The organism is Qipengyuania sphaerica (genome assembly GCF_019711595.1).
Lineage (GTDB): Bacteria > Pseudomonadota > Alphaproteobacteria > Sphingomonadales > Sphingomonadaceae > Qipengyuania > Qipengyuania sphaerica.
Genome location: NZ_JAIGNR010000003.1, coordinates 196,058 through 219,146, shown reverse-complemented (window position 1 = coordinate 219,146; position 23,089 = coordinate 196,058). Strand labels below are relative to the sequence as shown.

General features: G+C 62.9%; 22 protein-coding genes. 13 read left to right on the top strand and 9 right to left on the bottom strand.

Going from position 1 to position 23,089, the window contains the following annotated elements:
* The first annotated feature begins 44 nt into the window (after positions 1-44).
* Genes hemB through K3178_RS10855 form a run of 5 tightly spaced genes read left to right on the top strand, consistent with a single transcriptional unit; the run spans position 45 to position 4,913 of the window.
* Positions 45-1,043 (top strand): porphobilinogen synthase, encoded by a 999-nt coding sequence (hemB, locus tag K3178_RS10875; protein WP_221571449.1) that lies wholly within the window; start codon positions 45-47, stop codon positions 1,041-1,043.
* Positions 1,044-1,050: 7 nt separating this feature from the next.
* Entirely contained in the window at positions 1,051-3,246 is a 2,196-nt protein-coding gene (locus tag K3178_RS10870; RefSeq protein WP_221571448.1) for a fused MFS/spermidine synthase, read from the top strand.
* Positions 3,243-3,800 (top strand): GNAT family N-acetyltransferase, encoded by a 558-nt coding sequence (locus K3178_RS10865; RefSeq protein WP_221571447.1) that lies wholly within the window; start codon positions 3,243-3,245, stop codon positions 3,798-3,800. Before K3178_RS10870 ends, K3178_RS10865 begins: the two co-directional genes overlap by 4 nt.
* On the top strand, positions 3,793-4,350 hold the full coding sequence (locus K3178_RS10860) for a GNAT family N-acetyltransferase (RefSeq protein ID WP_221571446.1): 558 nt from the start codon (positions 3,793-3,795) through the stop codon (positions 4,348-4,350). The genes K3178_RS10865 and K3178_RS10860 overlap by 8 nt, the downstream gene beginning before the upstream one ends.
* Entirely contained in the window at positions 4,347-4,913 is a 567-nt protein-coding gene (locus K3178_RS10855; protein ID WP_221571445.1) for a gamma carbonic anhydrase family protein, read from the top strand. Before K3178_RS10860 ends, K3178_RS10855 begins: the two co-directional genes overlap by 4 nt.
* A 3-nt stretch (positions 4,914-4,916) precedes the next feature.
* Here the strand turns inward: K3178_RS10855 and K3178_RS10850 are convergent, their stop codons facing one another.
* The 6 genes from K3178_RS10850 to K3178_RS10825 form a co-directional block, all read right to left on the bottom strand.
* Positions 4,917-5,429 (bottom strand): DUF1993 family protein, encoded by a 513-nt coding sequence (locus K3178_RS10850; protein ID WP_221571444.1) that lies wholly within the window; start codon positions 5,427-5,429, stop codon positions 4,917-4,919.
* A gap of 47 nt (positions 5,430-5,476) precedes the next feature.
* On the bottom strand, positions 5,477-7,069 hold the full coding sequence (locus tag K3178_RS10845) for a cisplatin damage response ATP-dependent DNA ligase (protein ID WP_221571443.1): 1,593 nt from the start codon (positions 7,067-7,069) through the stop codon (positions 5,477-5,479).
* A 3-nt stretch (positions 7,070-7,072) separates the two neighbouring features.
* Positions 7,073-8,104 (bottom strand): ligase-associated DNA damage response exonuclease, encoded by a 1,032-nt coding sequence (locus K3178_RS10840; RefSeq protein ID WP_221571442.1) that lies wholly within the window; start codon positions 8,102-8,104, stop codon positions 7,073-7,075.
* Positions 8,105-8,138: 34 nt separating this feature from the next.
* Positions 8,139-10,178, bottom strand: coding sequence for an alpha/beta hydrolase family protein (locus K3178_RS10835; protein ID WP_221571441.1), 2,040 nt, complete (start codon positions 10,176-10,178; stop codon positions 8,139-8,141).
* 69 nt (positions 10,179-10,247) lie between these two features.
* Complete coding sequence (clpA, locus tag K3178_RS10830; protein WP_221571440.1) at positions 10,248-12,650, bottom strand: ATP-dependent Clp protease ATP-binding subunit ClpA; 2,403 nt, start codon at positions 12,648-12,650, stop codon at positions 10,248-10,250.
* Positions 12,651-12,781: 131 nt separating this feature from the next.
* Positions 12,782-12,982, bottom strand: a complete 201-nt coding sequence (locus tag K3178_RS10825) for a DUF1192 domain-containing protein (protein ID WP_221571439.1) — start codon at positions 12,980-12,982, stop codon at positions 12,782-12,784.
* A 133-nt stretch (positions 12,983-13,115) separates the two neighbouring features.
* Between K3178_RS10825 and K3178_RS10820 the strand changes: the two genes are divergently transcribed.
* The 3 genes from K3178_RS10820 (at position 13,116) to K3178_RS10810 (ending at position 16,157) form a co-directional block, all read left to right on the top strand.
* Positions 13,116-14,096, top strand: coding sequence for an NAD(P)H-quinone oxidoreductase (locus K3178_RS10820; protein WP_221571655.1), 981 nt, complete (start codon positions 13,116-13,118; stop codon positions 14,094-14,096).
* Between the two features lie 100 nt (positions 14,097-14,196).
* Positions 14,197-15,084, top strand: coding sequence for a UDP-2,3-diacylglucosamine diphosphatase (locus tag K3178_RS10815; protein ID WP_221571438.1), 888 nt, complete (start codon positions 14,197-14,199; stop codon positions 15,082-15,084).
* A 17-nt stretch (positions 15,085-15,101) separates the two neighbouring features.
* Positions 15,102-16,157, top strand: a complete 1,056-nt coding sequence (locus K3178_RS10810) for a glycosyltransferase family 4 protein (RefSeq protein ID WP_221571654.1) — start codon at positions 15,102-15,104, stop codon at positions 16,155-16,157.
* A 6-nt stretch (positions 16,158-16,163) separates the two neighbouring features.
* Here K3178_RS10810 and K3178_RS10805 read toward each other — a convergent pair whose 3' ends face one another.
* Entirely contained in the window at positions 16,164-16,793 is a 630-nt protein-coding gene (locus K3178_RS10805) for a hypothetical protein (RefSeq protein ID WP_221571437.1), read from the bottom strand.
* A gap of 178 nt (positions 16,794-16,971) precedes the next feature.
* On the opposite strand from K3178_RS10805, the gene K3178_RS10800 reads away from it, so the two are divergent.
* Positions 16,972-17,697 carry a DUF1013 domain-containing protein gene (locus K3178_RS10800; RefSeq protein ID WP_221571436.1) on the top strand — a complete coding sequence of 242 codons (726 nt, stop codon included), beginning with the start codon at positions 16,972-16,974 and terminating at the stop codon, positions 17,695-17,697.
* Positions 17,698-17,791: 94 nt separating this feature from the next.
* A complete protein-coding gene (locus K3178_RS10795; protein ID WP_221571435.1) occupies positions 17,792-19,459 on the top strand; it encodes a long-chain-fatty-acid--CoA ligase in 1,668 nt (555 codons plus the stop codon).
* Between the two features lie 67 nt (positions 19,460-19,526).
* Here K3178_RS10795 and K3178_RS10790 read toward each other — a convergent pair whose 3' ends face one another.
* Positions 19,527-19,925, bottom strand: a complete 399-nt coding sequence (locus K3178_RS10790) for a bactofilin family protein (protein ID WP_221571434.1) — start codon at positions 19,923-19,925, stop codon at positions 19,527-19,529.
* Positions 19,926-19,944: 19 nt separating this feature from the next.
* A complete protein-coding gene (locus K3178_RS10785; protein WP_247713728.1) occupies positions 19,945-21,102 on the bottom strand; it encodes a M23 family metallopeptidase in 1,158 nt (385 codons plus the stop codon).
* Positions 21,103-21,372: 270 nt separating this feature from the next.
* On the opposite strand from K3178_RS10785, the gene K3178_RS10780 reads away from it, so the two are divergent.
* From K3178_RS10780 to K3178_RS10770, 3 genes are all read left to right on the top strand, one after another.
* Entirely contained in the window at positions 21,373-22,038 is a 666-nt protein-coding gene (locus tag K3178_RS10780) for a nicotinate-nucleotide adenylyltransferase (RefSeq protein WP_425594618.1), read from the top strand.
* A gap of 117 nt (positions 22,039-22,155) precedes the next feature.
* Positions 22,156-22,515 (top strand): ribosome silencing factor, encoded by a 360-nt coding sequence (gene rsfS, locus K3178_RS10775; protein ID WP_247713727.1) that lies wholly within the window; start codon positions 22,156-22,158, stop codon positions 22,513-22,515.
* A 132-nt stretch (positions 22,516-22,647) separates the two neighbouring features.
* Complete coding sequence (locus K3178_RS10770; protein ID WP_221571432.1) at positions 22,648-23,070, top strand: 23S rRNA (pseudouridine(1915)-N(3))-methyltransferase RlmH; 423 nt, start codon at positions 22,648-22,650, stop codon at positions 23,068-23,070.
* Positions 23,071-23,089 lie beyond the last annotated feature (19 nt).

Here is a 23,089-nt window from a genome sequence, read left to right as displayed (position 1 = left end):
GCGACAATTGCGCCGACTTCCAGTTTGCGGCAAGGCTCGGTGCCATGAGTGACGCCGCCTATCCTGCCACGCGCCTTCGCCGCACCCGCGCCCATGCCTGGAGCCGCGCGATGCACCGCGAGACCGTTCTGACGCCATCCGATTTGATCTGGCCGCTCTTCGTGACCAGCGGATCGGGCTTGGAGGAGCCGGTAGCGAGCCTTCCCGGCGTTTCGCGCTGGTCGGTCGACGGCATTGCCCAGCGCGCTAAGGAAGCGGTCGATCTGGGAATTCCCTGCGTGGCGCTGTTTCCCAATACGCCTGGCGACAAGCGAAGCGAACGCGGCGACGAGGCGCTCAATCCCGACAACCTCATGTGCCGCGCGATCAAGGCGGTGCGCGATGCCTGCGGCCACGACATCGGCATTCTCACCGACGTCGCGCTCGATCCCTATACCAGCCACGGGCAGGACGGGATCATCGACGATGCGGGCTATGTCCTGAATGACGACACGGTGGCGGTGCTGGTCGACCAGGCGCTGAACCAGGCGGAGGCCGGGGCGGACATCATCGCTCCCTCCGACATGATGGACGGCCGCGTAAAAGCCATCCGCATGGCATTGGAAATGAACGATAAACCCAATGTGCAGATCATGGCCTATGCCGCCAAATATGCCTCGGCTTTCTACGGCCCTTTCCGTGACGCCGTGGGCTCGGGAGGCCTGCTCAAGGGCGACAAGAAAAGCTACCAGATGGACCCCGCCAATAGCGACGAGGCCCTGCGAGAAATCGCCATGGACGTCGCCGAGGGGGCCGATAGCGTGATGGTAAAGCCGGGCCTTGCCTATCTCGACGTCATCTGGCGGGCGAAAGAGCGTTTCGGCGTGCCGGTCTTCGCCTATCAGGTCAGCGGCGAATACGCGCTGATCGAAGCGGGCGCGGCGGCCGGCGTGGCCGACCGCGAGGCACTGCTGATGGAAAAGCTGGTCGCCTTCAAGCGCGCAGGATGTTCAGGAATACTCACCTATCATGCGCCCGTGGCGGCGCGGCTTCTGCAGGGATAAACATTTTATGGGGGGAAATGCCCGGGGCCTGTTCATTGCGACCATAGTTCTCGGGAGTTTCCTCCTGTTCCTGGTCCAGCCCCTCGTGGCGCGGATGGTGCTACCACGGCTTGGTGGAGCGCCTGCCGTCTGGAACAGCGCGATGCTGGTCTACCAGACGCTGTTACTCGGCGGTTATGCCTATGCGCACGCGCTCGGTCGTTTCTCGCTGCGCAGGCAGGCTATCATCCATGTTGCGTTGCTGGCGCTGGCAGCCCTCACCCTGCCGATCGCCCTTGCCGACCTGCCCCCGGCACGCGCCGGCCTCGAGACGCTCTGGGTCCCGCTGCTGTTCTTCGCGACGATCGGCCCCGTCTTCTTCGTCGTATCGGCGCAAGCCCCGCTGATGCAGCGATGGTATGCCGCCAACAAGAAAGCCGGTGATCCTTACTGGCTTTATGCGGCGTCCAATCTCGGAAGCTTCGCAGGTCTTCTCGCCTATCCTCTTCTTCTCGAACCGAATTTGCCACTCGCCGCGCAAAGCTGGCTCTGGACATTCGGTTACCTTGCCCTGGTGCTTCTGGTTGCCGTGGTCGGCTGGTCGCGCCGAAGCCCGTACCCCACCAATGGCTCCGAGAGCGACACTTCTCCTGGGGAACATGTCGGATGGCGCCGCATCCTGCTCTGGCTGGCACTCGCGGCCGTCCCCTCGGGGCTGATCCTTTCGACGACCACTCACCTCACCACCGATATCGTCGCGATGCCGCTCTTGTGGGTCCTCCCGCTCGGTCTTTACCTGCTGAGCTTCACCTTCGCCTTCAACGAAGGAAGCAAGGTCGGCGACATTCTGGTGCGAGTAACACCGCTGGTCATCCTCTTTGTCGGCGGTATCGCCATGACCAGCCATGTCGCCCAGGCTGCAACCGCAGGATTGGCCACCCTTCTCCTGCTGTTCTCGGTTTCGGTTTCCCTTCATCGCAGGCTCTACAAGGATCGGCCTTCGGCGAGCCAATTGACCCTGTTCTACCTGGTCATGAGCGCCGGTGGGGTCTTGGGCGGGCTTTTCGCGGCGCTTTTGTCGCCCATGATCTTCGATTGGGTCTGGGAACACCCGATCCTGATCCTTGCTGCAGCGATCCTCGCGCCCTTGCACCCGTATTTCGACTGGAAAGCCCGGTTCGGGCTCGCCCGAGACGACCGGCGACCCGAAATCCTTGTCACCGGCCTCGCGATCGTGCTGGGCCTCGGCCTGGCTGCGACTGTGAACACCCAAGCCGATCTGACTGCGATCGCCTTGTTGCTCGCGATCGGGTTCTGCGGCTTCCTGCTGCTGAACTGGAGGCCAGGTTTTTTGCTGGTCGTCTTCGTGCTCATGCTGGCACGCGGCGGCTTCATCACCTTGGCCCAATCCTTCGAGGGCGATCGCGAGCGAAGCTATTTCGGGATTTATACCGTCGAGCGCGACCAGCAGCGCGCGACGCTTACCCACGGCACGACCTTGCACGGACTACAGCGAACCCAAGCGGGCAAGGAATTTGAGCCGACCACCTATTACAGTCGCACATCGGGTGTGGGATTGACCCTCGACAAGGCAGACGAACTTTTCGGCCGGAACGCGCGGGTCGGCGTGGTCGGCCTGGGCGTGGCCACAATGGCCTGTTACCGCAAACCGGCTCAGGAATGGACCTATTTCGAGATCGACCCCATCGTCCTCGACTATTCGAAATCCGGCGCTTTCACTTTCATGCGGGAATGCACTCCCGATGCGACCACCCATCTGGGAGATGCTCGCATCGCCCTCGAGGCGATGGAACCGGACCAGTTCGATATACTGGTCATCGACGCGTTCAGCTCGGACGCCATCCCCTTGCATCTCGTCACGCGCGAAGCATTCGCGATCTACCAGCGCGCCCTCTCCGACGATGGTATCATCCTGATCCACATCTCGAACCGCTATATCGACCTGCAGCCGGTGATCGCCAAGCTCGCCGAACTCGGCAACTGGCATTCTGCGGCCCGCAAGGACATCGACCCGGAAGACGAATTTGCCACGCCGTCGCTCTGGATCGCGATGTCGAAGAATGCCCGGGCGATGGCGCAGCTCAGGGGTGAGCAGGGGGAATGGCAGGACCTTCCACCGCCAGCCAATGCCGTGTGGACCGATGATTTCGCGTCGATCCTGCCTCACGTGAAATGGCATGTCCTGTTCGGCCAGGACAAATGACCGACAACCCCTTCTTCACGGAGACCGAGCGCCTCATCCTGCGTGACTGGCGGGAGGAGGATTGGGAGCCCTTCTGGCAAGGCACCAATACGCCTGCCGTCATGGAGTGGCTGGGCGGCGTATGCGATGAAGCCAAGCGCCTTGCCGCGCAGGAAAGATTGCTGAAATACCAGGCAGATCACGGCCACACTTTCTGGGTCGTCGAACGCAAGGAGGATGGCGTCATCCTTGGGTTCTGCGGTCTCAAGCGCTGCAACCAGGAAGGCGGACCGCTCGACGAGATGGAGGTCGGTTGGCGCCTGCGCGAAGATGCCTGGGGCAAGGGCTACGCCAGGGAGGCGGCATCGGCATCGCTCGCACTCGCATTCGAGCGCTTCGGTGCGGAACAGGTCATTGCTCTCACGGTCCAGTCCAACACGCCCAGCTGGGGCCTGATGAAACGTCTCGGGATGGAGCGGAACGAGGACCTGGATTTCGCCAACAGCGACTTTGGCGACGATATGATTATCGTATACTCGATTTCACGCGAGGCGTGGGAGGCGCAAGATGGCTGACATTATCGCCGAAACCGCTCGCCTGATCCTGCGCACCATCGATGAAGGCGATGCGGCAGAGCAGATGCGCGTCCTCAACACGCCCACGGTCATGGCGCGGCTTGGCGGCCCCAAGGAAATGCACGAGATCGAGGCGAAGCATGCCAAGGGCATGGCGCTTTACGCGCAGCACGGCTTCAGCTTCCTGTTCCTCATCGAGAAGGCAACGGGCGAAATGGTCGGTCATGCCGGCATCAAGCTGGTCGACAACGAACGCGCTCCGAACCCGGGCGAGCACGAGATCGGCTGGCTCATCCGCGAAGATCGCTGGCGGATGGGGCTCGCCGAGGAAGCCGTGCGCGCTATCATCGACTGGGCTTTCGGCCGGGTTGATGCGCCCCACGTGGTCGCTCTCACCAGCGGGGCGAATGTGGCAAGCTGGAAGCTGATGGAGAAACTCGGCATGGTGCGGCGCGAGGACCTCGATTTCGAAGACCCGGCCTACCCGCCCGAAGACAACCCGGTGATCCAGTATTCGCTTACGAAAGAGGAATGGGAGAAAGCCCAATGAATCGCCCCGGCGTAAACATCGTCCCGATCCACGGCAAAGCACCGAAAATCCACGATAGCGCCTTCATCGCGCCGGGCTGCACCATCGTCGGCGATGTCACTATCGGGGCGGGCAGCTCGATCTGGTACAATTGCGTGCTGCGCGCGGACGTCAGCCGCATCGTCATCGGTGAGCGGACAAATGTACAGGACGGCAGCGTGCTCCACTGCGACCCGCCGCGCCCGGGCGATCCCGACGGCAGCCCGCTCATCATCGGCGACGACGTGCTCATCGGGCACATTGCGATGGTCCATGGCTGCATCATCGAAGACCGCGGCTTCGTCGGCCTCGGCGCAATCGCGATGAACAAGGCGGTAATCGGCAGCGACGCCATGCTGGCTGCAGGGGCCATGCTCACCGAGGGCAAGAAAATGGGCGCGCGCGAGCTTTGGGCGGGCAGGCCCGCCAAGAAGCTCAAGGATTTGAGCGATGCCGCCGTGGCGAGCATGCGCATGGGCGTGGCGCACTATGCCGAGAACGCGAAGCACCACAATGACGCCGTTGCCGAGGCGCTCGACGGATAGGCGTCAGCTCGCAGCCTGGCGGATGTAGCGGAACATGTAGCCTACGAAATCCGGCTTGCCGATCTCGAGACCCGCCTTGCGCAGGATGGCGTAAGCCGTTGTAATATGGAAATAGAACTGCGGAACTGCCCAGTCGCGGACATATTCGCCGGCGGTCAGGTCGAAGGTCATGCCATTAGGGATGACCAGTTCGATCGGCTCGTCTTCCGCCTTGAAGTTATGTGCCGACCATTTCTCGACATCGGCGATCCGCTCCGACACCATCTTGCGCGCTTCGGCGATCGTCTTCGGATCCTGCTCGACCGATTTGTAGTCGAGCCCGATCATCCGCTGCATCGCCTCGCCCGGCATATTGTAGAGGAAGCGGACCTGCGTGGAGAGCGGAAGCATGTCCTCGGCAAGGCGTTCGGCCAGCAGCGCATCGCCTTTCTCGTGTTCGGCCGCCTTCTTGAGCAATCCGTCGAGCGTCCCCAGCATCTGGCGGTGCGTGGAAACGAGCAGGTCCTTGTGCGTCATCGTGTTCTCCCGTCTGCGTGCAGCCCCTAGCGCATGAGGGACTGCCGTCAATCGGCGATCAGTGCGCGCAGGGCCTCGATCCGGTCGGCTTCGTGGGGCGGCTTGTCCCAGCGGATGCGGTGGATGCGCGGGAAACGCATGGCGAGGCCCGACTTGTGGCGCTTGCTTTCATGGACGCTGTCGAAGGCGACTTCGAAGACCAGGCTCTTGTCGGTTTCGCGCACCGGGCCGAAGCGGTTGACGGTATTGCTGCGCACATGGCGGTCGAGTTTCTTCAATTCCTCGTCGGTGAACCCTGAATAGGCCTTGCCCACGGGCAAGAGGTCCGCGCCGCTGTCGGGATCGCCGTCCCAGCAGCCGAAGGTGTAGTCGGAAAAGAAACTCGAACGCTTGCCGCTGCCGCGCTGGGCATACATCAGCACGCAGTCTACCAGAAGCGGGTCGCGCTTCCACTTGTACCAATATCCCACGCGCCGCCCGGCGATATAGGGGCTGTCCCTGCGCTTGAGCATCAATCCCTCGATGGCGTCCTCGCGGCTTCCCTCGCGGATTTCGGCAAGGTGTTCGAAATCAGTGGCTTCGACGACGGAGCTGATATCGAAATGAGACTCCGGAAGCCGTGACGCCAGAGCTTCGAGCCGCCCGCGCCGCTTGGTCCAGGGGAGCGTTCGGATGTCGTCACCCTCAAGCAAGAGAACATCGTAAAGCCTTATGAAAGCAGGGTATTCCGCCAGCATCTTCTTCGAAACGGTCTTGCGGCCAAGCCTTTGTTGCAGCGCGTTGAAGCTGGCGGCGCCGCCGGCCTCCCCACCCTGGTGCGAGCCGCGCACCAGCAATTCGCCGTCGAGCACCGCATTCATGGGCAAGATTTCGAGAAATTCGGGAAAAGTGGCCGAAATATCGTCTCCCGAGCGCGAAAACAGCCGTGTTTCGCCGCCTGCGCGTACCAGTTGCACGCGAATACCGTCCCATTTCCATTCGGCCGCGTAATCGGCGAGGTCGACCACCGTTTCCTCGAGCGGGTGGGCGAGCATGAAGGGGCGGAAGGTGGGCAGGTTCTCGATATCGGGCGGGTCAGCGCCCTCTGCTGCCCATGCGAAAAGCTCGGGATAGGGCGGGGTGAGGCCGTGCCAGTATTCTTCCACCTGATCGACAGATACGTCGAACCCTTGCGCAAATGCCGTCTTGGCGAGCCGCGAACTGACACCGATCCGCATTCCGCCCGTTGCGAGCTTGAGCAGGGCGTAGCGGCCCGAGGAATCCAGCCTGTCCAACAGCTTGGGAAGCTCTGTTAGCACCGACTTGCGATTCATTTCCGAAAGCAGTTCGACCGTCTCGCTCACCGAAGGCGGCGAGGGCGGCTCGTCGGGGGCGGGCCAGAGCAGGCTTGCCGTCTCGGCGGTATCGCCCACGAAATCGCGGCTGAGCGTCCACAGCACCGGGTCGATCCGGTCCTTCAGGAGATTGCGGATGGTCGAACTCTTGACCGCAGGGAAGTCGAGACCGTCCGACAGGGCTGCCAGCGCCCAGCCCCGGTCGGGATCGGGTGTCGCCTTGAGATACTCGGCAATCAGGCGCAGCTTTTCGTTGCGAGAGCGCGTGTAGACCAGCGCATCGATCAGGGCAGCGAATTCCTCCACGCCTCAGTCGTCCTCGTCCTCGTAGCCGACCAGCGCGAGCGCCTTGGCGCGGCGCTGGTGAAGCTGGCACCAGCGAAGCAGCGCGTCCTCGCGCCCGTGCGTGATCCAGTTTTCCTGCGCATCGACCTCGCGGATCGTGCGGGTGAGCTCGTTCCAGTCGGCATGGTCTGAAATGACCAGCGGCAGCTCGACGTTGCGCTGGCGGGCGCGCTGGCGCACGCGCATCCACCCGCTCGCCATGGCGGTAATCGGGTCGGGAAGGCGGCGGCTCCACCTATCGTTGAGCGCAGAGGGCGGGCAGACGACGATGTGGCCACGCAGCTCGTCCTTCGTGGCATCGGCGACGAGCCGCAATTCGCCGAGGTCCACGCCGTGCTCTTCGTAGAGGCGGCACATCTTTTCCATCGCGCCATGCAGGTAGATCGGCTGGCTGTGACCCGCCCGGCGCAGTTCGGCAATAACGCGCTGCGCTTTGCCCAGGGCATAGGCGCCGACCAATACGCAGCGGTCGGGATGTGCGGCGAGCCGGCCCAGCAATTTCTGCATCTCCTCTTCGATCGGCGGGTGTTCGAAGACGGGCAGGCCGAAAGTCGCCTCGGTAATGAAGATATCGCAAGCGGTGACTTCGAAGGGCGGACAGGTCGGGTCTTCACGGCGCTTGTAGTCACCGGTGACGATCACCCGCTCGCCTGCATGTTCGAGCAGGATTTGCGCGCTACCCAACACATGACCCGCCGGAATATAGATCGCATCGACGCCCCCTTTCAGCCGGATCGTCTCGCCATATTCGACCGGCACGGCCTTGTGCGGTACTTCGCCTGCATCGTCTTCCGCCCCGGTGCGATAGCGCAGCTCCATGATCGCCAGCGTTTCGGGCGTCGCCACCGTCTCGCCATGCCCGCCACGTGCGTGATCGGCATGGCCATGCGTCACCAGCGCATGATCGACCGCGCGGCTGGGATCAACCCAGCAATCGGCGGGCGGGATATAGATCCCGTGCGGTTCGGGTTTGATCCAGGAAAAGGGCGCGGCCATCGCCCGATCAACGGTGCGGGCCGCGCTTATATCCCTAGTCGGCGATGTCGCCCTTCCGGTATTTGTCGAACCAGTCGATCACGGCCGTCGTGCGCGCAGCCTGCTGGCTCGGGCTCTGGCTGAGATTGTTGTGGCTCGATCCCGGTGTGACGACCAAGGCGGTATCGACGCCAGCGAGCTTCAAAGCTCCGTAATACTGCTCGGCCTCGCTCCGCGGCGTGCGGTAATCCTCCGCACCAACCAGCACAAGCGTCGGGGTCGTCACATTGCCGACGAGGCTCAATGGCGAACGCTCCCAGTAATGCGTTGGATTCTCCCACGGAAGCGCACCCAGCCAGTAGCGCCCAAAGAACGCGGTCCCATCGGCCATCAGCGCCTGGCTGGTCCAGTTGATCACCGGCTTATGCGTTGCCGCCGCCTTAAAGCGATCGGTCTTGCCGACGAGCCACGCCGTCAGCACGCCGCCGCCCGATCCGCCGGTAACGAAGAGGTTTTCGGGATCGGCAAAGCCTTGCGCAATTGCCGCATCGACCACCGCCATCAGCTCGTCGTAATTGCTGATCGGGTAATTGTCTTCGATCCGGTCGGCGAAGGCTTCACCATAGCCGGTCGAGCCGCCGGGGTTGGCGAAGGCGACGGCATATCCGGCCGCGCCATAGAGCTGGTAATCCACCGAGAATTCGGGACCATATGCGGCATAGGGGCCGCCATGCATTTCGAGCACCAGCGGCACACGCGTACCCGCGACATAGTCGGGCGGCAGCATGATCCAGGCGGGGATCGTCGTGCCATCGGGAGAGGTGACCGCCAGTTCGCGGGTCTCTCCCATGACCTTGCCACTCAGTTTGGTGTCGTTCAGCCGGGTCAGCTGGCGGGTGCCGCGCGGCGTGGTGACGCCGATATCGGTCGGGCGGGTGGCGCTTGCCGTGGTGAAGGCCAGCGTCCCGTTCTCGCTCACCGACCACTCTCCGCCGGTATAGGGCAACGCGTAATAGGTGCTCCCAATGCGTGCCGGTGAGCGATCGACCCTACCGTTCATCCCGATCTTCGCCACTCGGTGCTGCCCGTCCTCCTCGAAACTGGCGTACAGCCCGGCGTCGGTCCATTCGAGCCCGTCGAACCCGCGATCAAGGCTGGCGGCCAGCTGGCGCGAATTGGAGCCGTCGGCATCCATCACGTAAAGATTGGTCTGGTCGAAGGCATTGCCGACATCGTCGAAACCGAGATAAGCGATGCGCCGCCCGTCGGGAGAGAATTGCGGGCCTTCATCGGGCCCGTTGCGGCTTGTCAGTGCGCGAATGCCGCCGCTGGCGACGTCAAGGGCATAAATCTCACTGCCTAAGGGTTCGAGCTCCCAATCCTCGCGGCGATTGGCCGAAAAGAGGATGGTGCGCCCGTCGGGGCTCCATTCGACACCGCCACCGTTGTCATACTGGCCGAAGGTAAGCTGGCGGGGTGCGCCGCCAATCGCGTCGACCACGAACAGTTGCGCAGTGCCGGGTTTGCCATAGCCGCCACCATCGGAACGATAGGTCACCTTGTCGTAGATCTGCAGCGGCTCTTTCCAGGTCGCGCCTTCGGGCTTGGCCGGCATCTTTCCAAGCTTGAGGCCTTCGCCCGGCACGCGGGCCGTGTAGGCGATCTGCTTGCCATCGGGAGACCAGCTGATAGCGAAAGGCGCTTCGGGGAGCGCGGTCACATTTGCGCTTTCGCCGCTCGCCATCCAGCGGACATGCAGTTCGGGCCCGCCGCCGCTTTCGGTCGAAACATAGGCAAGCCGCGTCCCGTCGGGCGACCAGCGCGGGCTGACATGCGAGCCTTCGCCGGTGACCAGCGGGGTCTGCGCACCGCTGGCGATGTCGATCATCCAGATCGAACTGACGGCAGCATCGGTCATGATGTCGTTGGTGCGGCGAACGTACGCGATGCGCTTGCCATCAGGGCTTATCTGCGGATCGGCGGCTACGGTCAGGCCGAAGATGTCGTCGACGGTGAAATGGCGCGCGGGCGCATCCTGGGCCAATGCCGGGGCGGCAAGGCCGAGAAAAGCGGCAACGAAAAAGGCGAAACGCATGAAAAAACCTCCCCTGCAGGTGCGGGGGAGGTTCAATCACATTCCGGCGGGGTAGGCCAGCGGCTTGTATCAGCCCTTGTCCTTGCCTCCGTCCTTTGCCTCCGGCCCTTCGCTCGCCCCGGCATCGGGTTTTTTCTTCGGCGCGGGCTTCTTCTTTGCCGCAGCCTTACGCTTCGGTGCGGCCTTGGGCGGGGCGGGGGTGAGCTGGAAGGCGGGCTTGCCATCCTTCATCGTCACCGACACCTCGCCGCCATCGGCCAGCTTGCCGAAAAGCAGTTCTTCGGCGAGCGGCTGCTTGATCTTTTCCTGGATCAGGCGGCCCATCGGGCGCGCCCCGTAGAGCTTGTCATAGCCCTTGTCGGCCAGCCATGCGCGGCTTTCCTTGTCGAACTGGATGTCGACGTTCTGTTCGGCCAGCTGCAGTTCGAGCTGGAGGATGAACTTGTCGACCACGCGGGCGACAGTGCTCTTGCCGAGATAGCCGAAGGGCACGATGGCATCGAGGCGATTGCGGAATTCCGGCGTGAACATCCGCTTCACCGCTTCCTCGCTCGCATCTTCCTTCGACACGTCGCCGAAACCGATGCCCTGCTTGGCCATGTCGGACGCACCCGCATTGGTGGTCATGATGAGCACCACGTTGCGGAAATCGACCGTCTTGCCGTGATGGTCGGTCAGGCGGCCGTTATCCATCACCTGCAGCAGGATGTTGAAGAGGTCGGGATGCGCCTTTTCGATTTCATCGAGCAGCAGCACGCAGTGCGGGTTCTGGTCGATGGCATCGGTGAGCAGCCCGCCCTGGTCGTAGCCGACATAGCCCGGAGGCGCACCGATCAGGCGCGAGACGCTGTGGCGCTCCATATATTCGGACATGTCGAAGCGCTTCAACTCGATTCCCATGATGCTGGCGAGCTGGCGCGCGACCTCTGTCTTGCCGACGCCGGTGGGGCCGGAGAACAGGAACGAGCCGATCGGCTTATCCGGATCGCGCAGGCCTGCGCGGGAGAGCTTCATCGCGGTCGCAAGCTTGTCGACGGCAGCGTCCTGTCCGAACACCACGTGCTTCAGGTCGCGGTCGAGGTTCTGCAGTGCCTTCTTGTCGTCCGAGCTGACGGATTTCGGAGGGATACGCGCCATGGTCGCGATCACGGCTTCGATTTCCTTCGCGGTGATCTTCTTCTTTCGACGGCTGGGCGGAACCAGCATCTGCATCGCGCCCACTTCGTCGATCACGTCGATCGCCTTGTCGGGCAGCTTGCGGTCGTTGATGTAGCGCGCCGAGAGTTCGACCGCGGTCTTGATCGCATCGGGCGTATACTTGACCTTGTGATGCTCCTCGAAGGCCGACCGCAGGCCCTTCAGGATCGCAACCGTATCCTCGATCGTCGGTTCGTTGACGTCGATCTTCTGGAAGCGCCGCAGCAGCGCGCGGTCCTTTTCGAAGTGGTTGCGGAATTCCTTGTAGGTGGTCGAACCGATGCAGCGGATAGCGCCGCTGGAGAGCGCGGGCTTCAACAGGTTCGAGGCATCCATCGCCCCGCCGCTGGTCGCGCCGGCACCGATGACCGTGTGGATCTCGTCGATGAAGAGGATCGCCTCGGGCATGCCCTCGAGTTCGTTGACGACCTGCTTCAGCCGCTCCTCGAAATCGCCGCGATAGCGCGTACCGGCCAGGAGCGCGCCCATGTCGAGCGAATAGATGATCGCATCTTCGAGCACTTCGGGAACGTCGCCCTCGACGATCTTGCGCGCGAGGCCCTCGGCAATCGCGGTCTTGCCGACGCCCGGATCGCCCACATAGAGCGGGTTGTTCTTCGAGCGGCGGCAGAGGATCTGCACCGTGCGGTCGACTTCGGGGCCGCGGCCGATCAGCGGGTCGATGCGCCCGTCCTCGGCTTTTTGGTTCAAATTGACCGTAAACTGGTCGAGTGCGGTTTCCTTCTTGTCGGCAGCCTTCCCGCCTTCCGCTCCCGGCTCGCCGCCGGACTGCGCTTCTTCCGCGCCCTGCGGCGGCTTGCCTTCGACCTGCTTGCCGCCCTTGCCGATGCCGTGGCTGATATAGCTCACCGCATCCAGGCGGCTCATGTCCTGCTGCTGGAGGAAATAGACCGCATAGCTGTCACGCTCGGAGAACAGCGCCACAAGCACGTTGGCGCCGGTCACCGTATCCTTGCCAGAGGACTGGACATGCAGGATCGCGCGCTGGATCACGCGCTGGAAGCCGGCAGTCGGCTGCGGGTCGGAGCCTTCCTCGCTCTTCAGCGACTGGTATTCCTGCTCGAGATATTGCTTCACCACCGCCGACAATTCGCCCGTATCGACACCGCATGCGGTCATTACCGCCGACGCGTCCTCGTCGCCGATCAGCGCGAGCAGCAAATGCTCGAGCGTGGCGTATTCGTGACGTCGCTCACCCGCATCGGTCAATGCGGCGTGGAGGGTCTTTTCGAGGTTTGCGGCAAAACTGGGCATTTACGACTCTGCTTTCCGAAGGACTCGCGGGCTTGCGAGATAGAGTGAGGCTACCTGATGAAGGTTAGCCAAAGCTGTATGTTCCGAAGATATGGGGGTGAGGCGGCAGGTTTTAAGACCTTGCCGCATGACTAGCTCTTTCGCCCGAACAGCGCGTCGGCGGCGTCACGGTGCGCTGCGGCCTTTTCGCGGTGTGTTTTCACCCGCTCGATCTCGGCTTCTAGAATGGCGATGCGTTCGGAGAGCTCGTCCTGCGAATAGGGGCCGAGATCCTCGGCGGCGAGCTTGCTCGCGGCATCGCCCTTGGGGCGCGGACGGTCGTCTTCATCCATTGCAGCCGCACAATCCGTAAACCGCCGGTTGCTGTCAATCCGCCTGCGCGGTAATGCACCGTTTCCTAGGCGTACAGGCGCAAGAAATCAGGGGGCAGATTTGGCGACCGGCTTACCCGACACAATGACTGCAATGGGTTACGACAATCCAGGCGGACCCGAGGTTTTCCGGCCCGAAACGCTTCCACTTCCCGAGCCGGGCGAGATGCAGGTGCTGATCGAGGTCAGCCATGCAGGGGTGAATCGTCCCGACGTCATCCAGCGGCAGGGCTTCTATCCGCCGCCGCCGGGCGCTTCGCCGATTCCCGGGCTCGAAGTGTCGGGCAAGGTCGTCGCCATCGGCAAGGGTGTCGCGCCGGAGATGCTCAACCGTCGCGTCTGCGCACTGGTGAGCGGCGGGGGCTATGCCGAATACTGCCTCGCTCATGCAGCGCATTGCCTCGCCGTGCCGCGCCATATGGACATGGTCGATGCAGCCGCGATCCCCGAAACGCTCTTTACCGTCTGGCATAATGTCTTCGAACGCGGCTTTGCCATGGATGGCGAGACGCTGCTCGTGCATGGCGGCACCTCCGGCATCGGTACCATGGCGATCCAGCTCGCCAAGGCCTTCGAGCTAACCGTCATCACCACCGCCGGGAGCGAGGAAAAATGTAATGCCGCCCGTGAGTTGGGCGCGGACCTTGCGATCAATTACAAGACGGAAGACTTCGTCGAAAAGGTCAATGACTTCACCGGCGGAAAGGGTGCCGACGTCATTCTCGACATGGTGTCGGGCGACTATGTCCAGCGCAATCTCGACTGCCTCGCGGTGGATGGCCGCCATGTGACCATCGCAGTGCTCGGCGGCCTGCAGGCGACCATCAACATGGCCAAGCTGATGAGCAAGCGGCAGACGTTGACCGGGTCGACGCTCCGCCCGCGCTCAGACGAATTCAAGGCGCTGCTCGCAGACGAAATCTACAGCCATGCCTGGCCGCTGTTCGAGGATCGCACCATTTCCCCCGTTATGGACCAGACCTTCCCCCTTTCGGAGGTCGCCGAGGCGCACAGGCGCATGGAAGGTGGCGATCACATCGGCAAGATCGTGCTCGAAGTTCGCCCGGCGGAGTGACGCCAGACTGTCGCAAAGTCTCTGTTCCGTAACGGAAATGTGAATCGCCTGTAACAATTGGCTGCCATGGAACTCCCGATAGAGCTTCGGGAGATTTCCCATGACCCAGCTGCCCAAGGACCTTTCCGCCTTCACCAATGTCGCCGGTTTCCCGCCGGTCGAACCGAGCGTTCCTGAACGCACGCATGGCGAGCGGCAGGAATATCGCACGATCTGGATCAGCGACGTCCATCTCGGCACCAAGGGCTGCAATGCCGAGCTGCTGATCGACTTCCTCGACCATACCGACAGCGAGACCATGTACCTCGTCGGCGACATTATCGATGGCTGGCGGCTGAAGAAGAAGTTCTACTGGCCGCCCGAACACAACGACATCGTCTGGCGCATCCTCAAGCGTGCCAGGCGCGGCACGCGGATCGTCTACATCCCGGGTAATCATGACGAGATGATCCGGCCCTTTTCGGGCATGAACTTCGGGGGGGTCGAGATCCTGCGCGCCGCCTTCCACGAGACCGCCGACGGGCGCAAGCTGATGGTGCTGCACGGCGATGAATTCGACACGATCATGCTCGCGCACCGCTGGCTCGCCTTCGTGGGTGACGCTCTTTACCACATGATGATGAAGCTGAACGGCTGGGTCGCTGCGATCCGCAAGCTGCTTGGCCTGCCTTACTGGTCGATCAGCAAGGCGGCCAAGCACAAGGTCAAGAACGCCGTCGAGTTTATCTCGAAATATGAGGAGGTTGTCGCCCGAGCAGCCGGAGAGCGCGGAGTCGATGGTGTCGTCTGCGGGCACATCCACACCGCCGAAATCCGCGATTTTCTGCATGGGGGCCGCAAGGTCGAATATTTCAACGACGGCGACTGGGTCGAGGGCTGCAATGCGCTGGTCGAGCATTTCGACGGTACGATGGAGCTGTTGCACTGGCCCGACGTCGTCGCTGCCCGCCAGGAGCAGGCAGCCGGTAAAGAGCTGGAGGCTGCGTGAAGTTGCCCGAAGACGGCATGCCCGCGCCGCGTGTCGTGACGCAGCCGCCCCAGCGCATCGCAATCGTCACAGACGCCTGGCTGCCGCAGATGAACGGCGTGGTGCGCACGCTCACCACCACCTGCGAGATCCTGCGCGAGATGGGGCATGACGTCATGGTCGTGTCGCCCGACCAGTTCGCCTCTTTTCCCTGCCCGACGTATCCTGAAATTCGCTTGGCAATCAGCCCTCCGGGGGCTGTTTCGAAGAAATTGCGCGAATTTGCCCCGCAAGCGATTCACATCGCCACCGAAGGCCCGCTGGGCATGGCGGCACGCCGCTATTGCGCGCGAACCGGCACGAAGTTCACGACCGCCTATCACACGCAGTTTCCCGAATATGTCGCGCGTCGCACGCATCTGCCGGCCAGATGGTTCTGGCGGTATATCGAGTGGTTCCATGCGCCCGCACGGCGCGTGCTCGTCGCCACCGAAAGCATCCGGTGCGAACTGCGCACGCACGGGCTGGAAAAGCTCCATCACTGGACGCGCGGCGTCGACCTTGCCTGTTTCGAGCCGACCGCCCGTCCGCCTGCGGAATATGCCGACCTTCCGCGCCCCATCCAGCTCTATGTCGGCCGCGTGGCGGTAGAGAAGAATATCGAGGCCTTCCTCGAGGCGAAGCACCCGGGCAGCAAGGTGATCGTCGGCGATGGGCCAGCGCTCGAGCGTCTCATGCGCAAATACCCCGAGGCCACCTTCCTCGGTCGCAAGTCGGGCGCGGAGCTCGCCGGGTGTTACGCCGGGGCCGACGTGTTCGTCTTCCCCAGCCGCACCGATACCTTCGGTCTCGTCATGATCGAGGCGCTGGCCTGCGGCACGCCCGTCGCGGCTTATCCGGTGGCCGGCCCCAACGATATCGTGGTCGACGAGGTCGGCGCGCTGTCCGAAAACCTCGACCGCGCGATCGATGCGGCGCTCTATTGCGATCGCCGCAGCTGCGCCGATTACGGTGCGAAGTTCAGCTGGAAGGCGGCGACCGAGCAATTCCTTGCAGGTCTCGCCGCGCTCGACGACGATCCGCTACCCGCCTGAGCGGCCTTATTGCCCGGCGCCCCAGCCGCCATCGTCGCCGGATTCGGCCCAACCACTGTCCGAGCCGTAGTCCCCTTCGGGCAAGGAGCTGTCTTCGCCCCAGCCGCTCATTTCGCCTTCCCATGCGGCAAAATCCATCCCGGCGCCGTGATTGGCGACGATATTGTCCACATCGACCCGCTGTGCCGCGATAGCGACGATCCCGAGGTTCGTCTCGAATTCGGCGACGCTGGCGTTCGGGCTGGTACTGTAGCGTTCCGCCCAATCGCGCAGGTTCTTTTCGAGCTCTTTCTCGACTAGCTCCTCGCTCAGGAACTGGGCTCCGCCCATCATGATCTTCGGCACGTCGACCGAGACGTCGATCATCGTGCGCTTACCGTTCTGCGCGAAGTCCATCCTCACTTCGCCGTCGTCATAGCCTTCGGCGCTCGGAATGGTGAAAGTCAGGCTGGGTCCGTCCGATTCCATGGTGATCGCGCGCACACCCGGCAGGTCGAGGCCCGGCTGCATATTGACAAATTCCTGGACCACGTCGGCGCGCTGTCCGTCGACCGCAATGGTGAAGTCCCGCGAGTTACCGCCTCCGCATCCGGCAAGCGCGAGCGCCATCACCGGCGCAACCCATTTAAAATCCATCACAAACCCCCATTTGTCTCGGACACGCAATTACCAACAGGGCGTTAAGCGAGTCTTGCGGCAGGCCTTGCAGCGCATTTGCTTGCCGAATCCGCTCTTCCCGCCTACATGGAGAGGGCAATGGCCGCTCCGAAAGGGGCGGCCCTTCTATTTTGAGATACGAGAGAAGGCATTTTTCATGGCCGACCAACCCACTCCGCTGATGCCGCATGCGACCGCCACCTGGCTGGTCGACAACACCGGCCTTTCCTTCGAACAGATCGCAGAGTTTTGCGGCCTGCACATCCTCGAAGTGCAGGCGATGGCCGACGATCTTGCGGGCAGCAAGTATACCGGGCGCGATCCGCTCCATTCGGGCGAGCTGACGCAGGAAGAAATCGCGCGCGGCGAAAAGGATGGCGAATACAGCCTCAAGATGCAGCGCGCGCCGGTCGCGGTCAGCCGCACCAAGGGCCCGCGCTACACGCCGGTCTCCAAGCGCCAGGACAAGCCCGACGGCATCGCATGGCTGCTGCGCAACCACCCGGAAATCTCCGACGCGCAGATCGGCAAGCTGATCGGCACCACGCGCAACACCATCGGCGCGATCCGCGAGCGCAGCCACTGGAACATCCAGAACATCCAGCCCAAGGATCCGGTGACGCTGGGCCTGTGCTCGCAGCGCGAGCTCGATGCCGTGGTCGCCAAGGCCGCCAAGAACAAGCCCGCTCCCGAAGAGGGTGAAGAACTGGCACCGGCACCCAGCGGCGCAAGCGATCGCGAGAAGCTGATCGAGGAACTGCGCGCCGAACGCGATGCCAATGAAAAGGCCGCCGCCGAAGCCGCGCAGGAGGCCGAAGCCGAAGCATGGCTCACCGCCAAGCGCGAGGCAGAAGCTGCCGGCGAGGACGCCGAAGAAGCCTGATCTTGTTGGAAATTGCATGAAAGGGCGGGAGAGGCAGACGGCTTCTCCCGCCCTTTTTACTTGCGTTTAAGAGAAGATAGGTCATGCAACTGACATGGATGTAAATAGCTACGCCTATCACCATCCCACGCCGTGGGACGCGCACTTCGAACCTGCGAGCCTGCCGGATATGCTGGCGGCGACCACGGCGAAGAATCCCGCTGCCCCCTTCCTGCATTTTCTAGGGCGAACCTACGCTTACCGCGAAATCCACACGGAGGCGCAGCGTTTCGCCGCCGGATTGATGGCGATGGGGATAGAGCGCGGCGACCGTGTTGGCCTGTTCCTGCCCAATGTGCCGATTTACGCCTCCGCCTATTACGGCGCGATGCTGGCTGGCGCGGTGGTGGTCAATTTCTCACCCCTCTATACGGTCGAGGAACTGGCCTGGCAGGTCGCCGACAGCGGGACCCGGCTGCTGGTTACGGTCGATGTCCCCGAACTCTATAAGACCGCTGCCGAGGTTCTCGCACAATCGCAGCTCGAAACACTGGTAGTGGGATCGCTCGGCGCGATGCTGCCGTGGTACAAGGGCCTCGCGCTCAGGACGCTGGGGCGGGGCAGGATTGCCAAGGTCGGCTATTCGCAGACTACACGTGCATGGAATGATGTCCTCGCCGATCCCGCGGGCGTAGAATTCCCCGCTATCGACGCCCAAAACGATATCGCGCTCCTCCAGTACACAGGTGGCACCACGGGCAGGCCCAAGGGCGCGATGCTCGGCCATTCGCAGTTATCGATGAACGCGCAGCAGACTGCGGGCCTCAATCCTTTCGGGACAGCGGCGAGCGAGGTCTTCATGGGCGCGCTGCCCTTCTTCCATGTCTTCGCCAATACGGCGCTGCTCAACCATGCCATGGTGACCGGCGCCTCAATCGCGATGGTCCCGCGCTTTGATGCAGGGCAGGTGCTGGATACGATCCAGAAATACAAGACGACTGGTTTCCCCGGCGTCCCGACGATGTTCCAGGCTCTGCTCGACCATCCGAAGCTTGCAAGGACCGACGTCTCCTCGCTCAAGGTCTGCATTTCGGGCGGGGCACCGATGCCCGCACCGGTGCACAATCGTTTCGAGGAAGTCACCGGTGTGCGCGTGGTCGAGGGCTACGGCCTCACCGAAAGCTCGGGCGTGGTCTCGGCCAATCCCTATAGGGGCGTGCGCAAGAAGGGCACGATCGGCCAGCTTATCATGGGCACCGAGGTCATCTTCCTCGACAAGGAGGATCCCGAAAAGCTCGCCGCCGAAGGAGAGCCGGGAGAGCTGGCGATCCACGGCCCGCAGATCATGCGCGGTTACTGGAACCGGCCAGAGACGAGCAACGACACTTTCGTCGAACGCGACGGCAAGCGCTGGTTGCGCACTGGCGATGTCGCGGTGATGGACGAGGACGGCTTCCTTGAGATCGTCGACCGCATCAAGGACATGATCGCGGTGGGCGGGTTCAAGGTCTTCCCGAGCCAGGTCGAGGACGTGCTGCTCGAGCATGAGGGCGTTAAAGAGGTGCTGGTGATCGGCGTGCCCGACGCCTACCTCGGCGAGCGTCCGCGGGCCTATGTCACGCTGAACGACGAGCAGGTGACCGGCGAGGAGCTGGCCGGCTGGCTCAATGCCCGCGTCGGCAAGCACGAACGGGTGGAAAGCGTCGTCATCCGTGACGATCTGCCAAAGACCATCATCGGCAAGCTGGACCGCAAGGCCCTGCGCGCCGAAGTCGGCGTCTGAACCGGACAAAAGAAAGGGCCGCACCCGTCTGTCGCGGGGCGGCCCAATCCTCTCCTAACGGAGTGACTCAGTTGGCGAGCTGGAGCTCGGGCTTGGCCTGGCCTTCCACCTTGGGAGTGGCTGCAGGCGCGCCCTTCTTCGGGTCGCGGTGGGCGAAACGCCCTTCGACCTGCGCACCCTGCTCGATGGTCAGTGCGTCGTAGAAGACGTCGCCGGTAATCTTGGCGGTCTTGAGGATCACAAGTTCACGAGCGGTGATTGATCCTTCGACAGTGCCGGCAAGGCGGGCGGTTTCCGCCTCGACTGCGCCGGTCACCTTGCTGGTCTCGCCCTGGACGAGGCTGGTGCAGGTGATGTCGCCTTCGATGTTGCCGTCGATATGGAGATCGGCCGAAGCCTTGATGTCGCCCCTGATGGCGAGATCGGAACCGAGAACCGAGAAGGTGGAGCTATTCTTGGAAGCCATGGGGGCGCTGCGTCCTGGATTAGTGGGAGGCGTGGGCGAGCTCTGGGGCTCGGCGGATTTCTTCGAGAACATTGGGGGCAGTCTCCAGGAAGGTGCGGGGGTTGACGGGACGCCCGTTAATGCGGACTTCGAAGTGCAGGTGCGAACCCGTCGAGCGGCCGGTGCTGCCCATCCCTGCAATGCGTTCACCGGCAGCGACCCGGTCGCCGACCTTGGCATTGAAGCGCGAGAGGTGGGCATAGCGGGTCATCAGGCCGTTACCGTGGGTGATTTCCACGGTCTTGCCATAGCCGCCTTTCCAGCCGACGAAGCTGACGCGGCCCTTGGCGGCGGCGTAGATCGGGCTGCCGATTGCTCCGCGGAAATCGATACCGTTATGCATCGCGGCGCGGCGATTGAACGGGTCGCGGCGGAAACCGAACTTCGAAGTCACTCCGCCGGCAGCAGGCGCAAATTGCGGGACACCATCGAGGGCGTTTTCCAGGGCCGACATGCGCGCCATCGACAGACCGAGACGTTCGAAGCGCGGATCGATTGTGCCGTCGGCGCCTGTCGCGAGGCCCTCGAGCGGACCACCCATCGCCTGGCGTTCGCTGCGGCGGATGACGGTGTCGGGGTTGAGGCTAAGCTTCTTGAGCGCGTCGGCAGCGCGCTTGGCGCGCCAGTCTGCATAACGAGTGAGGCCTTCGACGACGGCGAGCTGGCGGGCTTCGATGCGGGCGAGTTCGGCGGCCTGCGGGAATGCGGCGCTGACCTTTTCAACCGTAGCTGCGGCTTCACCCGAGGAATCGCTCACGCGCGTGTCCACCTTCATGTCGGCGGGCAGGAGTTCGGCAACGCCTTCGATGAATTCCATCCGGCGGTCGAGATCGGAGCTGACGGCTTCGAGATTGTCGCCATAGGCGGCGAGGCGTTCTTCCGAGGTGGCGACCTTGGCTTCACGGCTCAGCAGGTTTTCGCGGTCGGCGCTGGCGCTGTATTGCGCCCAGCCGGCGACACCCAGCGACGCAGCCCAGACGACCGCTACGCCGGCAGCAGTCGCGGCGGCGGCTTTCTGCACGCGCGAGCTGATGGTGATGAAGCGAACCTGGCCTTCCGAACGCATGAAAAATTCACGGTCCGGAAACCAGCTGTTGATGCGGTCTAGCCAACCGCTCTTGGCGTTGAGTGTGTCCAAAACGACCCGTCCCTTGGTCTTTATCCCTTGGACCGGTCGTATGGGATAATCTTAACAAAATCGAATCCGAGTTCCCGTGGAATCCACGAGTGGAGTAGTTGATGCGGTGAAGCGTTTCATCGCAGCAAAATTTTCGACAAATTGCCCGGTTCAAAAATTACCGAAACGTTAACTATGTTTCGCCGATTCGAGAACGTTCACACGACCTGACAGGCGCGCCGGAAGCTGTTAGGCGCCGTTTATGCTTCTGGCCGGAAACCGCTGAACTCCATGGCAATGCGTGGCTCTCGCATCGGCCTTTTGGGTGGCAGCTTCAATCCGGCGCATGGCGGGCACCGGCGAATCTCCCTGTTTGCACGAGAGGCACTGGGCCTCGACGAGGTCTGGTGGCTGGTTTCCCCCGGAAATCCGCTGAAACCGAAGAAAGGTATGGCCCCGCTTGCCGCGCGCGTGACCTCGGCGATGGCCCAGGCCAAGCGCGCGCCGATCCGCGTCACGGCAATCGAGCGTGAGCTGGGCACGCGCTATACGGTCGATACGCTAACCGCCTTGCAGCGCCGCTTTGCCAAGCGCGAATTCGTCTGGCTGATGGGCTCCGACAACCTCGCGCAATTCCATCTCTGGCGCGATTGGCGGGGAATAGCGCGAAGGATGCCGATTGCAGTCATCGCGCGGCCCGGCTATGACGGGGATGCTGTCGCAAGCCCCGCGATGGCCTGGCTCAGGCGCTTTCAGGTTCCTCTAGCCAGCTTTGCAAATGGGGGCGAATGGAGCGCACCGGCACTGGTGACATTGCGTTTCGATCCCGACCCGCGTTCGGCAACGGCCATCCGCCGCGCCGACCCCGACTGGGCATCGCGCCACGCCGGCTTTTCCCCGCGAGACCAGGTGACACATAGCCTCATCCCATCAGGGGAGGAAACGGTTACGCCATGATGCGCGTTACTATTTCCATGCACCTCGTTCCCACAATCAGGAGTACCGCATACGCCTATGACTCAGGCGCAAACCTCTCCGGCTGCCGCCGGAACCGAAACTGCGAAAGTCGTGCGCATGACTAAGCCGGCAAAGGACGAACTGCTCGATTTCGTGCTCAAGCAGCTCGATGACGACCAGGCGCAGGAAGTCGTGACGATCGATCTGGAAGGCAAAAGCTCGATTGCCGATCACATGGTGATCGCTTCCGGCCGCTCGACCCGCCAGGTCGCCTCGATCGCGCAGAAACTCGCCGAAAAGCTGAAGCAGAACGGCTATGGTCCGGTGAAGCTCGAAGGGCTTCCGGCGGCCGACTGGGTGCTGCTCGACGCGGGCGACATCGTCGTCCACCTGTTCCGCCCCGAAGTGCGCAGCTTCTACAACCTCGAACGCATGTGGGCGTTCGGAGATGCGCCGCCGGTGGCCGGCACGGCGTAGTCTGTTTTTCGCGCCGACCTCCGTCGGCGCGTCCTCGGCGCTGTTTCGACGCCTTCGCGTCGAGCGCCTGCGGGCGGGTAGTCGCCCTTTGACTGCCGTGACCAGGAACCCACGAGTTTCAGGGGTTTGCTTTTGCTTCTTCACGTCATCGCTCGCGGAAAGATAGCGCGTTCGCCGGAGGCCGATCTCGTCGCGCGGTATGAGAAACGGCTGACTTGGCCGGTGAAGTTCACCGAACTGCCCGAGACCGGCGGGCGCATTCCGGATCCGCAAACGCCGTACAAGACAGTCCTGCTCGACGAGCGGGGCAAGGACATTTCCTCCGAAAAGCTGGCCGAAACGCTCGAACGCTGGCGCGATGACGGGATGCGCGAGTGCCGTTTCGTGTTAGGCGCGGCCGACGGGCATTCGGAGGAGGAGCGGCGCGAGGCCGATTTGCTGCTCGCTTTCGGCAAGGCGACATGGCCGCACCTGCTTGTCCGCGCCATGCTGGCCGAGCAGCTTTACCGCGCCACGACGATCATCGCCGGTCACCCCTACCATCGCAGCGGATAATCGGGCAGGGGTGTGACGT